Below are 15,237 nucleotides of genomic sequence, written 5' to 3' on the forward strand. Positions count from 1 at the left end.
AACGTGGAGCGATCCAGTCCAGCCAGGCTGCACGCCCGACGTTCGCTGACGTCATGGTCCCTTATCGCCTGAACCACAGCGCGGCGCTTCACATCGGGCGTTAGTAGTTTTTTGTTGCCATGTCCTTCAGGATCGCAACATCTAACATCGTCTCGGCCAGAAGCCGCTTCAGCCGCGCATTCTCCAACTCGAGCGCTTTGAGCTTCTGCGCGTCCGATACGCTCATCCCGCCGAACTTGGCTTTGTACTTGTAGAAGGTCGCATCTGAGATCCCGTGCTTGCGGCATACCTCCGACGTCGAAATCCCACTCTCGTGCTCCTTGATCATCCCAATGATCTGCTGCTCGGTAAATCTGCTCTTGCGCATCTGTCATCCTCTCGTTCGAGGACTCTACAAATTCTTGGCCGGATTTTAAGGGGCTGGGTCAGTGCAGACATAGCCTAGTTCCAAACACTTTTGAGATCTTGGATGACCTAATTGTAGACATGCCTTTAGGTGGCTCAAGAATTATCTTGGCTCAGAATCTTTCGAATCGAAAGTACCCGTAATGTGTCCTTCCAAACATCTGTGCCCCAATTGTGCCCCAAATTGTAATTATCGGACCTTTCCCTTCCTGTCGGGATTGGTCAATTATATGTATTAATTGAGAGAAATTGGTGGGTGATGCAGGGTTCGAACCTGCGACCCGCTGATTAAGAGTCAGCTGCTCTACCAACTGAGCTAATCACCCGACCGGCTTGTTTATCTGGGCTGGAGCCGCTGGCGTTTGGTTAGCGCGAGCCGCCCCAAGGGGCGCGAGAAACAAGGGAAAGGGCGTATGGCGCAAATGGGCGCAGGGTTCAAGCCCTGCGCCGCTTTTGATTGCAATCGAGGTGCGTTTAGCCGTGCTTTTCCGCGGGTCTACCAGCGCCAAGCCTCAATCCGGCGAGACCCGTGCTGTTCATAGGTGCGCCCGCGCGGATCGGTGCACAGCACATAGCTGACGAGGGCTTTGCGGCCGCGGATCCAGTCATGGCTTTGCTGGCGATAGCAGCGCACGACCGGTGCCCGGTAGCCGTAGCGATCGTCAAAACGGTCGCGGTGGCGATCATGGCGATCGTGACGGTCCCGGCGGTCACGCCAGTCGTCGCGGTCGCGATCCCAGCCCCGGCCTCGGCCATAATCATCGCCGCCGCGTACTTGGAAGGACCAGTTCCAGCCACCCCAGTCTGACCAAGCCGACGGGTGGGCATACCATTGCTTGTCGCGCCGCCAGCCGCGGTGGGGGTGATACTCGTCAAAGCCCCAGCGATTGGCATAAACGGCGGGATTGCCCCAACGGGTGTCCCAGTGTTGCCATTGGCCGTGTGGGCCCCAATAATCGGCACCGCGACGGTCAACATAGACCGGGCCCGACGAGCCAATTTGGACCGAAATGCTTTGCGCCTGTGCGGGGGCTGTGACGGCTAGACCGGCTAACACGAGGGCGCTGGTGAGAAGCAGACGCATTGTGAACTCTCCTTGATTCAGATGTCCCTGAAAGCCACTTTGCCAGCCTCTCCCTGAAACCAGCATGAATAAAGTCTTCAGAAATCGCACACCTGCGTGATCACAGTCTGTAAATGCCGTTTTAACCTTGAATGGCTATAGAGGTCGCATGGATGTTAGCGTACCTCTTCATCAGCAAGGCCCAGCTGTCGATAAAGCCCATTTGGAGCGTATGACCGGCGGCGATCACGAGCTCGCACTCGAAGTGCTGGGCTTGTTTCGCGAGCAGGTTGAACTGTGGAGCAAGCTGTTACAACCCTCTACCGAAACCCAAGATTGGGGAAATGCCGCCCATACCGTCAAAGGCGCGGCGCGTGGGATTGGTGCTTGGCAAATGGGTGAAGTGTGTGGCCAAGCCGAAGAGGCCAGCAAGGCTCGCCCTTTAAGCCGCGACGAAAAGCGGGCCTTCTATGAAGCAATCACCACAGAGATGCAGTCCGTGATCGGCGAGATCGCCGTGATTGAGCATCAATATGCGCTAGCTTCCCTGCGCTAGTTTTGCCTTAGTCTTCGTTTGTCGCCTGTGCTTTGAACGCTAGGGCATCAAAGGACTTGAATTCATAAGCAATGCAACGGTCCATCATGGTGCGCCACACCGGATCTGCAATGGACATGGAAAGGCCGTGTTGCTCGGCGCTGACGGCGACTTTGGCGATCACATCGGCAATGCGCGCTTCGTCGCGCACGAGGCCCCGATGGCCTTTGATACGGGCGGCTGCATCCATAAAGCCTTGGCGTTCTGCGATCAACGCCACCAGAATGCGATCAAGGCGGTCAATCTCATGGCGCACATCGGCCATGGTCTGGCAGGTGGCAGCCGTGTTGCGGCTTTCAAGGTTACGATCAGTCATGGGCGCGCAGATAGACTAGACTGCGTGCCGACGCAAAGCCTCAATCACTAAATCACCCAATCATCGCCAGTTGCCTCTGACTTGATCCAGTCCAAGAAGGATTTGAGGGCAGGGGTCATTGTCCGGCCCTTTGGGCGCACCAGCCAATAGGCAAAGCCGACTTTATCTCCCTCGCCCGAAAAAGGCGCAACCAAACGGCCAGATTGCAGGTCTGCCGCCGCAATGGCGCGTTTGGCTAGGGCAACACCGCGGCCAGAAGCAGCGGCATCAATTACCATCGCGGATTGATTGAAGCGCAGGCCCTGATTGCCATCAGCGCGTTGCACCCCGCGCGCGGTCAGCCACATCGACCAATCGGGGCAGGACGGATCATTATCTGGGCTGACATCGTGCAAAAGCGTATGGCCTGCCAAGTCTTGCGGGGTGTGCAAAGGCTTGGCCCCTTCCAATAAGGCAGGGCTACACACCGGCAGCACTTCTTCGCCCATCAGCATTTCTGATGTCACGCCTTCATAAAAGCCAGGCCCGTAACGTACCGCCAGATCAACATCTGCATAGGCAAAGTCGACCAAATTCATGTCGGCAGCGACCCAGACTTGAACGTCGGGGTTCGCGGCTTGAAACCGATCGATGCGGGGCACGAGCCATTTGGAAGCAAACGACGGGGCAGCAGAGACCGAAACCCGTTCCCGCCGTAAGGGCAGGCGCATTTGGCGCACGGCGTCATCAATCCGCTCAAAAGCTTCCCGTAACAAAGGCATAGAGGCGCGCGCGGAATCGGTAAGCTCTACCGCCCGACCTAAGCGGCGGAACAGCGGCTGGCCGACAAAGTCTTCTAGGATTTTGACTTGTTGGCTGATGGCCCCCGGTGTGACGTCGAGGTCCTCCGCCGCTTTGGTAAAGGACAGCCGCCGCGCGGCGGCTTCAAAGGCGCGAAGCGCGTTCAAGGGAGGATAGGAGGTGCTCATAGAGAAAGTCTAATGACAGAAAGCAGGCAATACAACGATCAGAAAATCTATTTTTACTCGTGAGCGCTGTGGCGCGATGCTAAATGAGGGTCTGCCAAGGGCTCGACACTCTGGCCATAACCTGTTTATGCCAACCACTATGACTGCCTTGATCGAACCTTTCCGCGCTATTTCTATCAGCCGCCTCGCCCATGCCATGAAGGCAAGGGGTGAACAGGTGATCCATATGGAATTTGGGCAACCCTCAACCGGGGCACCTTCTAAAGCAATTGCTGCCGCCCATCAGGTGCTGGACACAGATGGCATGGGCTATTGGGAAAGCAGCCAGCTTAAAGAAGCCTTAGCGGGTCGGTATCAGGACTTATACGGCGTCTCTGTCGACCCAGAGCGGATCGTACTGACCTGTGGCGCCTCGCCGGCGCTGGTGATGGCGTTGAGCTCTGCTTTTGGGCCGGGGGATCAGATCGCCTTTGCCAGCCCCGGTTATGTGGCTTATCGCAATACAGTCAAAGCCCTGCATTTAGAGCCGTTGGAGATTGTGTGTGGTGCGGCAACCCGGTTTCAAATCTCCGCCGCTCAGATTGAAGCCTTAGAGCGCGCACCCAAGGGGCTGATCTTGGCAAGCCCGGCCAATCCCACAGGCACCATTATTCCCGCAGAAGAGCTTAAGGCGATTGCTGACGTGTGCGCCCGGCGAAACATCCGCATCATTTCAGACGAAATCTACCACGGTCTGAGCTATGTTGGTCGAACCCATTCCATGCTGGAATTTGCCCCGAATGCCTTGGTGGTCAATTCTTTCTCAAAATATTTTTCGATGGCGGGTTGGCGTCTTGGCTGGCTGGTGGCTTCTGATGATCTGGTCGATGCCGCTCGTGCGCGTATGGGCAATTTGTTTCTGACAGCCCCGTCACTGGCCCAACATGCAGGCCTTGCGGCCATGGACTGCATCGATGAATTGGAAGCCAATGTCGCGACCTATCGCGCAAACCGCGAGATCGTCTTGCAGGCTTTGCCCGCTATGGGCGTCACCCGGATCGCCCCGCCAGATGGTGCCTTTTACATCTATGCCGATGTCAGCCATCTGACTGACGACAGCATGGCATTTGCGCATCAAATGTTGACAGATACGGGCGTCGCCATCGCGCCGGGTGTCGACTTCGACCCTGTAGCGGGCCATACGCACCTTCGGTTTAGTTTTGCGGTTTCGACGCCGCAAATCGAAGATGCGATGGCGCGCTTAACCCCTTGGTTTAATAATAGAAGCGCTCTTCGCTGATTTTGCCGTTTTCCACGGTGTAGAGGGCAATCTCATCCATCGCGACCCGCTCACCGCTTTCTTTATTGGTGATATCCATAACAAAGCGCACCGCGAACTGATTGCCATTCACATAGGGGCCATGGGTCTCGACACTGTGGACCTCGTGTGCCCCATACCACCACTCACCCTTAGCAATGAGTGCAGGCACGCCTTCAGCTACGCTATTGGGGCCTTCCATATTCTCAATGCTGCGCACGTTCTCAGCCCAATATTTAAGCCCAGCCTCATCCATTTGGCCTGCCTTGCAAAGTGCGGTGAAGGCTTCTGCAACTTCTTGTGTCGTCATGTTACTTACTCCCGATTGCTTACTCACGATTAGAACATAACAAGAACATACTTGTCTGCGTTTGACAAGTGGATGCCGCTGTAGTTTTGGGTTTGCATCATAACTGCAAACACCAACACCTGGGTCCGCCTACCCGCAAAAAGCGCGCCTTTGCGCGGCAGCCACTAGGGCTGTGATGGTCAGGTTTGATAGGACGTTAATGGCCGTGGCGGCTCGATCTGTGATCGGATTGACGGCAAACAAGATCGCAATCCCCTCAATCGGCAGGCCGAGCGCAAGGACGAGAGGGGCAACAGCGATCATACCGCCGCCTGGAATGCCAGGTACGGTTGCATTGAATAAAGCAGCATAGCCAGCCGCGAACGCAATCTCTTTTGGGCCTAAGGGCATGCCAAATAAAAGCGAGAGAAAATAAGTGGAGAACACCCAAGCGTATGCTGTTGATGGTTTAAAGGTTGAAACTGCAAATGGCAGCACAACGCCATAAATGCGCTCAGGCAATCGCCACACATCCCGGGCTGTCTCGATCATGGCGGGTAAGGCTGACAGCGAGGAGCTGGTACCTAAGGCAACTGAAATTGGGTTTGCGATGCCCCTAATTAAGTTGGACAAAGGCAGTCGGCCCCAAATTGCCGTGATAGCGATCAAACCCAGACTGAAGACCATCGCGGCAGTGAGATGCACACCGATAAAATAGCCCAAGGCCGTAAACGCCGCCCCGCCTAGCTTGGTGCCGACAACGAGTGTCAATGCAAAAATCCCAATCGGTGCGACCAGCAAGACGCCCTGAACCAAAACCAGCATCACGGTGCTAATGGTTCGACACATGCTGACAATTTGGCCACGAACGTCGGCAGGAGCAGCCAGACTTGCAAACCCAAAGGCAAGGGCAAATATGATAAGCGACAACATGGTGCCATCGGCTGCCGCTTTGACCGGATTTGTCGGGATCAGATTTTTGAACCATGTGGCGACACTGGCATCGCCGGTGGGGATATCGGTGGGTGAGACAGAGGCACGCAATTTTTCGGTGACAGCTAGATCAAGCGTCAAGCCGGAATAGACCCCGTGTGCGCTCAAGGCTGCAAGACCAGCAAAGCAGGCACTTAACAGGACAAAGCCGATGAGTGTCTGAATGCCAATGGTCCCTGCCGAGCGGCCGCTTTCCGAGCCCGCAATGGCACCGATCAACAGCGGCACGATCAAAGGAATGACCGTCATCCGAATGGCGTTGATCCACATGGTTCCAAGAACATCGAAGAAGTCGATCGTTGGACCTGTCCAAGTGGCAAAGCCCAAACTAGCCAGAAAACCGCCAGTACCAAAGCCGAGGACCAGACTCACGATGCACGCGGTTGGCAGTATGCCTTGTATGCGCGTTGCCAGTTGTGGCGCTTCTGGCGCGTTGAAATGTGTAGCCCCTGCCATAGTGCCAACCCAGAAGTGTGTTTAATTCTGAATTAGACTAATAAGTAATCGCCAAGCCGCCAAGTCTCAGCCGCGAAACATTTTTGATCTACTGTCCGCTAATGGCGTCCGAAATGGCGCTCTTGGCGGCACAAGAAACAAGGCCATTGCGGGTCTTCGGATCCAGAGAGGTCGCTGTTTCTACGGCGGACTGGATTGACCCGTCGATGGAGGTTTTCACAATCGCCGTCACGGCATCAATGTGCTCGGCCTTTAACTTCGCGCCAAGCTCACCTTGCAAGCAACCACAAAAGCTTTCAGACTGCCCCGCCAATTGGCAGACGAGTTTGGTATCGAGTACTTCGCCCACAGCTTTGGCAGCATCTCCAGCGACACTAACAGCGGAGCTTTTGAGCTCCTTCATCGTCTCGGCGGTTTCATTGGGGGCTTGGCCGCACCCACTTAAGGCGAGAGAGGCTGCGAGGAGCATAGAGGCGAAGGCATATTTCATAATCGCGCTTTTGACATGATCCGCCATCACGCGAAACCCACATTGCTGTGACTAAGCCCGTTGCGTTGGCCGAAGCGGCCTGCGCTGACCTACTCAGTCAAGCGCAGGGATTCTTCCAAGGTCTTCGCCAATTGCCGGAAGGCAGCTCGCACCTCATCCGGATTGTCGGCATGGAAGTAGTAACCAGTCGAAGCACAGGCTTGGAGAGCCGGGGTGATCTGATTATAGTATGGCTTCACCCAAAAATCGAAGGCGCCATCGCCATCTAGGCGGACATATTTCAATTGAACCACGCCAACCCGGTAGCCTTTTGCCTTCAGGTCTTGGCAAACGGTGCTGCCAATTGGGCCGGGTGCGATCGCGTTCCAGTCAAACTGCATGCCGTCGGTCACGATAATGACGAACTTTTCGGGCTTGGCTTGAGAGCCATCGCCAGCCCCTGAGGTCAGGGTGTCTCCGCCCGTCTGCATAGCGGGTGTCAAGCGAGACGAACTCCAGCCCGGCTTCAGTTGAAACGTGCCAACGAAGTTACGTGCGGTATCCATGTCCGAAGTGAAAGACAGTTGCCGTTCCCAAGTTGCCGCCATCCGTGCAACGCCATAGCGAGCACGTAGGCCGCGAGGATAGGCGTCGTGCAACTCATCAATCAAGATCTGCACGCTTTCCTTCATGATGTCGTGGCGCAACTTCACGCCGTTTGCGTGGGCGCGCTGCTCTGATGTTGAATAAAGGTGGCTTTCCTTCAAATGTGTCGGGATATGGCAAGCAAAGGCGCAATTCTTGTGATCTGGGTCGTCATTCGACAAAAGGCGTAATTTATCGCGGCCTGCTTCATCGGCGGCGACGCCCATGGAGGCAGAGCCATCAAGCCACAGGTCAACATCGATATAGCGATAATCGGCTTTGCGGGCACGTGCTGTTCCGCTGATTGGCGTGTAAGTGTCGCCGACGAGCCCGGGTGCTACCGATTCCTGTTTGGCTAAGTAAGAGATCAGCGCACTACGCACGCGCCCAGTTTCTGTTGTGACGTTAAAGCTGGTGACTAAGTCACGCTCGCTCGCGCTCAGATTGGCCATGAAGGTTTTTTCGGCCACTTCTGCCATTTTATCGTCAGCAGTCGTTGGCGCAATTGCAGCCAAAGCTGCGGTATCAGCAGCGGCCTGATATTTTGATTTGCCGCTTGAAATCAAAGCCAATTGCATGGAGCCAACGCCCATAATCAAGAGAGCTGCAGCCGATAGCGCGAAGGTGAGTGCAATGGTCCCGCGCTCGCTTTTCAGCCGCGCTGACAGCTTGACCAGTTTTCTCCAATTTCGCTCAAAAGCACGCATAATTTTAACCTGACACGGAAGCACAGGTCCGAGTTATGGGCGCTTTGTTAATTTTTTGTAAGTATAAATATTTAAATATGTATTACTACGATCGCTAAATTTAAATTACCATGAAGTATTATTGTAATCAATATTCTTCATTTTCAAGTTCTAATCTCATGATTTGAGTGCATTTAGGTTTAATTCTGCTAATATTTCAGTGCTTTCGGTTTGAAATGGGGCTTGCTCCAAAGATGGTTAACAAAGCTAAGATGCAACATAATCATAAGCTATTGTTTATATTAACCTTAATTAAAAAAGAACCGCATTAACTGTATTCTGTTTAACCTATTTCAGGTTAGACCTGTGTGAAAGTCCTTCGTTTTCTGAAAGACAGCCCACATGCAGGACTTTCATTCCATAATTCAAAGCCGCCTAGCCTCCCAACCTTGGAAACCAGCCTTGGGTGCAGGCCTTGCCATCGCTTTGCTGGCAAGTTTGAAACAGATCGGCCTATTTCCCTATCTCATTGCGCCATTAGGGGCGTCGGCGACTTTGGTTTGGATGGTTCCCAATAGCCCTCTGGCGCGCGCCCGCGCAGTCATTGGCGGTAGTCTTATCTCTGCCGTGATTGGGTTGGGGGTCTTAACCATGCTTAGCCCGACACCTTGGGCCATTGGCCTTGCGGTCGCGCTAGCGATTTTTGCAATGGTGGTATTTGATATACTCCATGCGCCAGCAGGGGCGATGCCTTTGGTGATTGGGGTCAGCCACCCCGAGCCTTTTCCCTTTTTGGCAACTTTAGCCGCGTCAACTTGTATCTTGGTGGGTCTGGGCCGCTTTTATCTGTGGCTGACAGAACCAAAGTCTGGCTTGAAACGAGACCTTTGAGACCAGCGCGACGGAAAACAAGGTCATCTTCGTTCAAGCAAGTATGACAAAGATGCTTCTCTCACGCCGCTCCACCCTTATAGGCCTATCCGCGTTGGCCGCGGCCCCTGCTTTTGCGCAAACGCGCTTTGAGGCGGCCAAGGCTTATTCGACCGCCCGGCGCGGGATATCGTTCCTTGTGATGCAACGCGGGCAGGTCCTCGTTGAAGATTATCAAGGCTTAGGCCTGCGCTTTAAGGGCTGGGAACTAGCCAGCGGCACCAAGAGCTTTTCCGGTGTCATGGCCGCTGCCTTGGTGCAGGACGGTCTTTTGAAGCTGGATGAATATTGCGCCGACACGCTGCCCGAATTTTTGTCGGATCGCTATCGGTCTGCTATCCGCGTGAACGACTTGCTGCATCTGGTCAGCGGTATTGATGGGAAAGGTGGACGCCGTTTTGGTGATGTTCCAACCTATGCCGAAGCTTTGGCCGCGCCTTCCAATAGTGTGATGGGCAGCCAGTTCTCTTATGGCCCAGTGCCCTTCCAAGTCTTCGGGGAATTGGCCCGCCGTAAACTGGTGGCCGCCAAAACAGGGGATGCAGACCCGCTCGCCTATTTGACCCGACGTCTCTTCACCCCGCTCGGCATCCGGCCCATCCGTTGGCAGCGCGGCAGTGATGGCATGCCGCATTTGCCTTCTGGCGCGGCGATCACCGCCCGTGATTGGGCAAAGTTTGGCCAGTTTGTTTTGGCTGGCGGGGTGCACGAAGGAAAGGCCTTGGTGGATCCGGTAGCCTTGAAGGCAAATTTTGAAGCCAGCAAAGCCAATCCCGGCTATGGTTTGACGTGGTGGATGCCGCGTCCTGGTATGATTGGCCCGGGGCCTAGATCTGGTGTGGCTGGGGAAGCCGTTTCGCTATCAGGGCTCGGCAAGCTATATATGGCAGCGGGCGCTGGCAATCAGCGACTTTATCTGTTGCCCGAACAAGACATGGTTATCGTGCGCCAAGCCGACGGTATTGCCCAGTCCCTGCGCGGTGGCGCTGGCGACTGGTCCGATCAGAAGTTTTTAAGCCTTATACTAGGCGCTTAAGCCTGACCACGCCCACGGGCTTGAACGGCTTCGCGATTGGCTGCGACTTTATCGGGCGTGACTTGGTTGTTGCGCTCAGTCGAGAAGGCCGTTTCATGCTGCAAGCCAGCCCCAAAAGTCATGGCAAAGCCGTCATTGATCAGCTTTTTGTACTCTTGCTGCGCTTGGGCTGGCATGGTGGCCATATCTGCCGCCAGTTTCATCGCAGTCGGCATCAGGTCTTCAGGGCTGACAACTCGATTAACCAGTCCCCAACGTTCAGCCGTTTCTGCATCCAAGAAATTGCCCGTTAAAGATAATTCTTTCGCCCGATAAATGCCGATCAAGCGCGACAATTTTTGCGATAAGCCCCAGCCGGGCATAATGCCGACCCGTCCATGCGTGTCGGCAAAGCGCGCGCCAGTCGACGCAATCAATACATCGCAAGCCAAGGCGACTTCAAAGCCACCTGTAATCGCAACTCCATTGATCGCACCAATAACGGGCTTTGCACTGGTCTCAATCGCGCGAACGGGATTGGCTTCAGGCTTTTCGGCTGTGGCATCGCCCATCGCGAGCGGGTCCGTTGACAATTCTTTCAGATCAAGGCCTGCCGTAAAGGCACGTCCGGCCCCGGTTAAAACAATCACCCGAATGGCCTCGTCCTGATTCAAGTCAGTAATGGCGTCATAAAGCGCCAAACGCATCGCTTTCGACATTGCATTCATGGCCTCGGGCCGGTTCAAGGTCACAATGGCGATGGCGTCTTGACGTTCAACGGTCAGGGTCATGGATTTTCCTTTAGAGCTTAGGCGTATTCGTTCTCGGCTGGCTTTGTTTCAGTCCAGATCAGAAAAGGCAATGGGGTGTGCTTAATTAGGTTGAGTGATGGTGACGATCAGCGGGAAATGATCGGACCCGATATCCGGGCCAACCTCACAGGCCTGCACGTCGAGATCGCGCACCAAAATATGGTCGATTGTCACTCTAAGGCCCGGAATCCTGTCCATAGTGGTCCCGCTCCAGTCAATGGGACGCCAGGTCCCTGGATTAGGGCCACCACACGCAACGCGCTTAAGATTGGCGGTCTGAAGGAGATTGTACAAGGGCAAAGCACTCGGGGTCGTGTTGAAATCGCCCATCACGAGAACCGGGCCGGGCTCTTTGGCCACAGTTTCTGCCAGAATAGCTAGTTCCAGGTTACGTATCCTTAGACCTTCGCCACGGCCGCGTGTTGGATTTTGGAGATGTAAGACGAACAAAGTGAAACCGCCGCAGCGTGCCTTTAGGCCAAAATTACGACCTTGCCACACCGATAGGTCACCGTTGGGCTTCTCCACCCGACAACCCAGAGTCTCAACGCCCCACGTTTCGCTAGACGGAATTGCCGATTCTCGTTGATTAGCAGCCGGGAACAACTCTTGCAAATTGCTGAATTCAGGCACTTCACCCAGTCCGATTGCTTTCGCTTTTTTCACCTCGGGCAACAACGCCAAGCTCTTTAAAGCAGAGCGATTGTCGTGAATATTGGCCCAAGCCATCACGTACTCGCGGGATGGATCGCTCTTTTTCGGGAAGAGTGTGGAGTAATCCGTCGGGACACGCACATTGAAGAAAAGAAGAGCAAGGACCGCTACCCCCTGCAATACAGTCATCACGCGCCACTTTCCGAGCCAGAAAGCACCAAGTCCAACTATTCCAAAGACGATGATCAATCTGTCCCAAGCACCAAAGAGCGCCAAGATCCAGTGAAAGGGTGCCGCCAAGGCTAGCCCGCACAAGCCCAAAGTAGCCAATCCGACAAGCCCGAGGGCTATCCGGATGATCCAGACGAGGATGGTCAAGCGGCCTGCTCTTTCTCAGTATGATCAAGCCAAGTGTCGAGGTCAGCCAAGGCACGAACGGCCAATGCCTTCTTGCGTAAGCGCCCGCGTTCTTTGCCTTTACCGCCTGCATCTTCGCTCAATTCGGGAAACAGACCGAAATTGACATTCATCGGTTGGAAACTGCCCTTGCCCCCATCGACGTGCCCGCCCGTGACATGGTTTAGCAGCGCGCCCAATGCTGTTGTGATAGGGGGAATATTGGGTGTGCCGCCCAAACGCTCAGCCCTCGCGAACCGACCAGCCAGCAGGCCAATCGCTGCACTTTCGACATAGCCCTCGCATCCGGTGATTTGTCCGGCAAAGCGAATATCCTGGCGCGACCTTAATCGTAGACTTGAATCAAGCAATTTTGGCGAATTGAGAAATGTATTGCGATGAATGCCACCCAATCGCGCAAACTGCGCTTGTTCTAGGCCCGGGATCATACGGATGACGTCGGATTGGGCACCATGTTTCAGCTTGGTTTGAAACCCGACCATATTGAACAGGGTGCCCAAGGCATTGTCTTGCCGCAATTGGACGACAGCCCAAGGCCTTTTGCCCGTGCGCGGATCAACGAGGCCAACGGGCTTCATCGGACCGAAACGCAACGTCTCTCGACCGCGCTCTGCCATCACTTCGATCGGCAAGCAGCCTTCGAAATAGGGGGTGTTTTCCCATTCTTTGAAGCTTGTCTTATCACCAGCTAACAAGGCATCAATGAAGGCTTCATATTCTTCTTTGTTCATGGGGCAATTGATGTAATCGGCCCCATCGCCCTCAGGACCTACTTTATCCCACCGGCTTTGGAACCAAGCAGTCTCGAAATTTATGCTCTCGCGGTGGACAATAGGCGCGATGGCATCAAAGAAGGCCAACTCATCTTCGCCCGTCACCGATTGTACGGCTTGAGCCAAAAGGTCGGACGTCAGGGGACCCGTCGCGATGATGGTGCTGTCCCAGGATTCCGGCGGTAGCCCGGTCACCTCTTCGCGTAGGATCGTGATCAAGGGTTCTTGCGATAAGGCTTGGGTCACGGCGGCCGAAAACCCATCGCGATCAACGGCCAAGGCAGAGCCTGCCGGCACTTTGTGGTCGTCGGCACAGGCCATGATGAGCGAGCCTGCCCGTCGCATCTCGGCATGGATCAAGCCAACGGCGTTGAACTCCCAGTCATCGGAGCGAAAGGAATTGGAACAAACCAGCTCTGCCAAGCCATCGGTTTGGTGGGCATCGGTCTTTCGGATCGGGCGCATCTCATGAAGGATGACGGGCACGCCCGCACGGCTGATCTGCCAAGCCGCTTCGCTACCTGCGAGGCCGCCGCCGATGATGTGAATGGGTTTTACCTGAGACATAGGCCTTCAAATAGCGCAGCCATGGCCTTGAGGGGAGGGGGCGGGCTCAGTCGCCACAGCGAGATGCTGCCATTCTTCAAGAAGGGGCAACGGGGATCGACGATCAAGCTTGTTTGATTCCCCCTCTTGCACCCCAACGGGATATAGTCGAATGGGAGGGTGTGCTGGATTGCGCTCCCCACTTGAGGAATTTCGATGACCAAGACTTTTTCCCCTTCCGAAGCGGCCTTTTCTGTTTTTGAATTGATGAAGCGCCAGCCGCAATTTGTGATGCGCTATGCTTTGCTTTCAGCGGCGGTCATGGCGATTTACATGTTTGTCTTGGCGAGCACGGGTGCTGGCGATGCGATTCAGCGTTATGCCGCGCTGGCAGAGATCGAGCAAATGCCGTCTATGGAGCAGGTGCGGGCCATTCTTGGCCCCGCTATGCCCGCGCTCGGTGTTTCGTTTGTGATCAGCGCCATTTTAAGTGCCTTCTTGACTGGGATGGCCTTGCGCAAAACGGTGGATGATCGCGAAGAAGGCTTTTGGGGGCTTCAGGCTGGTCCAACTGAAGCGCGCTATCTGCTTGCAACCATGGCTTTTATCGGAGCCATTTTTGTGGCTACTTTTGCTTTGGGGATTATCGTATCCCTTTTGGTCAGTATCCACAGGGCGCTCGGCAGCCTTGCGATCCTTGCATCGATTGGGGCGATAGCTTGGTTTGGCTTGCGGTTGAGCCAATTTGGCGTGATGGGCATGGTCACGGGAAAATTGGGGCTTAGAGAATCCTATGAACAAACCAATGGTAAATTCTGGCGCTATTTCGGTGCTTATCTGTTGTGGGTAGTCATAACGATCATTTTGGGCACCATCATCCAAGCGCTCGCGACTATGGGGGCGTTGGCCTTGGGAACCAAGATTGGTTCTGGCCTACCTGCAAGCGCTCAGGAATTTGCGACTGCGGGCTGGGCGTTCTACATTCTGTTTTATGGAATGGTATCGGGGGTTCTTAATCTCGGCTTCCTGTGCATAGGTGCTTATGCTTGGCATCAAAGCCAAGGCGCGCTGCCACCGCCTAAATCCGAGCTTTAAAAGCCGGCTGGATCAAAAATCGAAATCAGCCGTCACCGGAACATGGTCTGACGCTCTCTCGCGCGCCCGGGCCATGCGCCAGATCTTGACTTCTTTCAGGTGGTCTGCTGCCTGCGGGCTGATGGCAAAATGATCGATACGTATGCCATGATCTTTGGGCCAAGCCCCTGCCTGATAGTCCCAGAATGTATAGGCATGTTCAGCCCCATTCACCGCCATAAAGGCGTCCGTCAGACCGAGGTTTAAAAGCCGCCGCCAAGCGGCGCGGCTTTCGGGTTGAAATAGAGCATCACCCATCCATGCGGCAGGATCATAACAATCACCTGGCCTTGGGATGATGTTCCAATCACCCGCTAAAACCAAAGGTTCTTCAAGCTGCAATAGACCTGCAACGTGGCTCTGAAGACGGGCCATCCAACGCAGCTTGTAGTCGAATTTCTCGGTGCCCAAGGGATTGCCATTCGGACAGTACAGGTTGGCGACTCGCACCGCGCCGGTCGGCGTTGCGACTTCGACTTCGAGATAGCGGGCTTGTAAATCATCCTCATCGCCCGGCAGTCGGTTAAGAGCCACTTCTGCAGGCAATCGGGTCAAGATCGCGACGCCATTATAGCTTTTTTGGCCTGAAATGAAGCAATTGTAACCTGCATCTTCCAACGCTTCGCGCGGAAACTTCGGCTCTTCACACTTGATTTCCTGAATGCAAACAACGTCAGGAGTGGCCTCGGTCAGCCATTCCAGCAAGTTTGGTAGGCGCGCGTTGACAGAGTTGACATTAAAAGTCGCGATGCGCATTAGTCTGGTCCTAAGTCT

At 54.7% G+C, this 15,237-nt stretch carries 16 protein-coding genes, 1 tRNA gene and 1 pseudogene; 5 read left to right on the plus strand and 13 right to left on the minus strand.

The features are described from left to right. The 3 genes and pseudogenes from ACIQ20_RS06120 to ACIQ20_RS06130 all read right to left on the minus strand — a co-directional run. Positions 1 to 367, minus strand: a pseudogene (locus tag ACIQ20_RS06120) (transposase); the annotation flags it as partial. 288 nt (positions 368 to 655) lie between these two features. After that, positions 656 to 731: transfer RNA gene (locus ACIQ20_RS06125), tRNA-Lys, on the minus strand. A 170-nt stretch (positions 732 to 901) separates the two neighbouring features. Further along, positions 902 to 1,489, minus strand: coding sequence for a hypothetical protein (locus ACIQ20_RS06130; RefSeq protein ID WP_395778413.1), 588 nt, complete (start codon positions 1,487 to 1,489; stop codon positions 902 to 904). A 148-nt stretch (positions 1,490 to 1,637) separates the two neighbouring features. On the opposite strand from ACIQ20_RS06130, the gene ACIQ20_RS06135 reads away from it, so the two are divergent. Further along, the gene (locus ACIQ20_RS06135) at positions 1,638 to 2,024 is read left to right on the plus strand and encodes an Hpt domain-containing protein (protein ID WP_395778415.1); all 387 of its coding nucleotides are present in this window, start codon (positions 1,638 to 1,640) and stop codon (positions 2,022 to 2,024) included. Positions 2,025 to 2,031: 7 nt separating this feature from the next. Here ACIQ20_RS06135 and ACIQ20_RS06140 read toward each other — a convergent pair whose 3' ends face one another. Together ACIQ20_RS06140 and gcvA are read right to left on the minus strand one after the other, a co-directional pair. Then, positions 2,032 to 2,379: a chorismate mutase gene (locus ACIQ20_RS06140; RefSeq protein ID WP_395778417.1), complete on the minus strand. Its 348-nt coding sequence runs from the start codon at positions 2,377 to 2,379 to the stop codon at positions 2,032 to 2,034. A 47-nt stretch (positions 2,380 to 2,426) separates the two neighbouring features. Continuing rightward, the gene (gene gcvA, locus ACIQ20_RS06145; protein ID WP_395778419.1) at positions 2,427 to 3,347 is read right to left on the minus strand and encodes a transcriptional regulator GcvA; all 921 of its coding nucleotides are present in this window, start codon (positions 3,345 to 3,347) and stop codon (positions 2,427 to 2,429) included. Positions 3,348 to 3,486: 139 nt separating this feature from the next. Between gcvA and ACIQ20_RS06150 the strand changes: the two genes are divergently transcribed. Then, a complete protein-coding gene (locus ACIQ20_RS06150) occupies positions 3,487 to 4,626 on the plus strand; it encodes a pyridoxal phosphate-dependent aminotransferase (protein WP_395778421.1) in 1,140 nt (379 codons plus the stop codon). Here ACIQ20_RS06150 and ACIQ20_RS06155 read toward each other — a convergent pair. The 4 genes from ACIQ20_RS06155 to ACIQ20_RS06170 all read right to left on the minus strand — a co-directional run bounded on the left by ACIQ20_RS06155 (position 4,601) and on the right by ACIQ20_RS06170 (position 8,203). Beyond that, complete coding sequence (locus ACIQ20_RS06155) at positions 4,601 to 4,954, minus strand: SnoaL-like domain-containing protein (protein WP_395778423.1); 354 nt, start codon at positions 4,952 to 4,954, stop codon at positions 4,601 to 4,603. The genes ACIQ20_RS06150 and ACIQ20_RS06155 overlap by 26 nt on opposite strands. 129 nt (positions 4,955 to 5,083) lie before the next feature. Next, positions 5,084 to 6,382, minus strand: coding sequence for a dicarboxylate/amino acid:cation symporter (locus tag ACIQ20_RS06160; protein WP_395778425.1), 1,299 nt, complete (start codon positions 6,380 to 6,382; stop codon positions 5,084 to 5,086). 88 nt (positions 6,383 to 6,470) lie between these two features. After that, positions 6,471 to 6,899 (minus strand): hypothetical protein, encoded by a 429-nt coding sequence (locus ACIQ20_RS06165; protein ID WP_395778427.1) that lies wholly within the window; start codon positions 6,897 to 6,899, stop codon positions 6,471 to 6,473. 62 nt (positions 6,900 to 6,961) lie between these two features. Next, a complete protein-coding gene (locus ACIQ20_RS06170; protein ID WP_395778429.1) occupies positions 6,962 to 8,203 on the minus strand; it encodes a vWA domain-containing protein in 1,242 nt (413 codons plus the stop codon). A gap of 381 nt (positions 8,204 to 8,584) precedes the next feature. On the opposite strand from ACIQ20_RS06170, the gene ACIQ20_RS06175 reads away from it, so the two are divergent. Beyond that, the gene (locus ACIQ20_RS06175) at positions 8,585 to 9,073 is read left to right on the plus strand and encodes an HPP family protein (RefSeq protein ID WP_395778432.1); all 489 of its coding nucleotides are present in this window, start codon (positions 8,585 to 8,587) and stop codon (positions 9,071 to 9,073) included. A gap of 43 nt (positions 9,074 to 9,116) precedes the next feature. Further along, a complete protein-coding gene (locus ACIQ20_RS06180) occupies positions 9,117 to 10,148 on the plus strand; it encodes a serine hydrolase domain-containing protein (RefSeq protein ID WP_395778434.1) in 1,032 nt (343 codons plus the stop codon). Here ACIQ20_RS06180 and ACIQ20_RS06185 read toward each other — a convergent pair. The 3 genes from ACIQ20_RS06185 to trmFO all read right to left on the minus strand — a co-directional run bounded on the left by ACIQ20_RS06185 (position 10,145) and on the right by trmFO (position 13,350). Beyond that, a complete protein-coding gene (locus ACIQ20_RS06185) occupies positions 10,145 to 10,918 on the minus strand; it encodes an enoyl-CoA hydratase (protein WP_395778436.1) in 774 nt (257 codons plus the stop codon). The genes ACIQ20_RS06180 and ACIQ20_RS06185 overlap by 4 nt on opposite strands. Positions 10,919 to 10,999: 81 nt before the next feature. After that, positions 11,000 to 11,971 (minus strand): endonuclease/exonuclease/phosphatase family protein, encoded by a 972-nt coding sequence (locus ACIQ20_RS06190; RefSeq protein WP_395778438.1) that lies wholly within the window; start codon positions 11,969 to 11,971, stop codon positions 11,000 to 11,002. Further along, complete coding sequence (gene trmFO / locus ACIQ20_RS06195) at positions 11,968 to 13,350, minus strand: methylenetetrahydrofolate--tRNA-(uracil(54)-C(5))-methyltransferase (FADH(2)-oxidizing) TrmFO (protein ID WP_395778441.1); 1,383 nt, start codon at positions 13,348 to 13,350, stop codon at positions 11,968 to 11,970. Before trmFO ends, ACIQ20_RS06190 begins: the two co-directional genes overlap by 4 nt. A gap of 195 nt (positions 13,351 to 13,545) precedes the next feature. Here trmFO and ACIQ20_RS06200 point away from each other — a divergent pair, with 195 nt between their 5' ends. Further along, on the plus strand, positions 13,546 to 14,424 hold the full coding sequence (locus ACIQ20_RS06200; RefSeq protein ID WP_395778443.1) for a hypothetical protein: 879 nt from the start codon (positions 13,546 to 13,548) through the stop codon (positions 14,422 to 14,424). Positions 14,425 to 14,436: 12 nt separating this feature from the next. Here ACIQ20_RS06200 and xth read toward each other — a convergent pair whose 3' ends face one another. After that, the gene (gene xth, locus ACIQ20_RS06205; protein WP_395778445.1) at positions 14,437 to 15,219 is read right to left on the minus strand and encodes an exodeoxyribonuclease III; all 783 of its coding nucleotides are present in this window, start codon (positions 15,217 to 15,219) and stop codon (positions 14,437 to 14,439) included. Positions 15,220 to 15,237 lie beyond the last annotated feature (18 nt).

Source organism: Aquidulcibacter sp. (genome assembly GCF_044346625.1).
In the GTDB taxonomy this organism is placed as follows: domain Bacteria; phylum Pseudomonadota; class Alphaproteobacteria; order Caulobacterales; family Aquidulcibacteraceae; genus Aquidulcibacter.

What these genes read in the sequence shown, in the direction of transcription:
- ACIQ20_RS06130 (WP_395778413.1), bottom strand. Translation starts at nt 1,489, where the DNA reads ATGCGTCTGCTTCTCACCAGCGCCCTCGTGTTAGCCGGTCTAGCCGTC.
- ACIQ20_RS06155 (WP_395778423.1), bottom strand. Translation starts at nt 4,954, where the DNA reads ATGACGACACAAGAAGTTGCAGAAGCCTTCACCGCACTTTGCAAGGCA.
- ACIQ20_RS06200 (WP_395778443.1), top strand. Translation starts at nt 13,546, where the DNA reads ATGACCAAGACTTTTTCCCCTTCCGAAGCGGCCTTTTCTGTTTTTGAA.
- gcvA (WP_395778419.1), bottom strand. Translation starts at nt 3,347, where the DNA reads ATGAGCACCTCCTATCCTCCCTTGAACGCGCTTCGCGCCTTTGAAGCC.
- trmFO (WP_395778441.1), bottom strand. Translation starts at nt 13,350, where the DNA reads ATGTCTCAGGTAAAACCCATTCACATCATCGGCGGCGGCCTCGCAGGT.
- ACIQ20_RS06165 (WP_395778427.1), bottom strand. Translation starts at nt 6,899, where the DNA reads ATGGCGGATCATGTCAAAAGCGCGATTATGAAATATGCCTTCGCCTCT.
- ACIQ20_RS06185 (WP_395778436.1), bottom strand. Translation starts at nt 10,918, where the DNA reads ATGACCCTGACCGTTGAACGTCAAGACGCCATCGCCATTGTGACCTTG.
- ACIQ20_RS06150 (WP_395778421.1), top strand. Translation starts at nt 3,487, where the DNA reads ATGACTGCCTTGATCGAACCTTTCCGCGCTATTTCTATCAGCCGCCTC.
- xth (WP_395778445.1), bottom strand. Translation starts at nt 15,219, where the DNA reads ATGCGCATCGCGACTTTTAATGTCAACTCTGTCAACGCGCGCCTACCA.
- ACIQ20_RS06160 (WP_395778425.1), bottom strand. Translation starts at nt 6,382, where the DNA reads ATGGCAGGGGCTACACATTTCAACGCGCCAGAAGCGCCACAACTGGCA.
- ACIQ20_RS06135 (WP_395778415.1), top strand. Translation starts at nt 1,638, where the DNA reads ATGGATGTTAGCGTACCTCTTCATCAGCAAGGCCCAGCTGTCGATAAA.
- ACIQ20_RS06180 (WP_395778434.1), top strand. Translation starts at nt 9,117, where the DNA reads ATGACAAAGATGCTTCTCTCACGCCGCTCCACCCTTATAGGCCTATCC.
- ACIQ20_RS06170 (WP_395778429.1), bottom strand. Translation starts at nt 8,203, where the DNA reads ATGCGTGCTTTTGAGCGAAATTGGAGAAAACTGGTCAAGCTGTCAGCG.
- ACIQ20_RS06175 (WP_395778432.1), top strand. Translation starts at nt 8,585, where the DNA reads ATGCAGGACTTTCATTCCATAATTCAAAGCCGCCTAGCCTCCCAACCT.
- ACIQ20_RS06140 (WP_395778417.1), bottom strand. Translation starts at nt 2,379, where the DNA reads ATGACTGATCGTAACCTTGAAAGCCGCAACACGGCTGCCACCTGCCAG.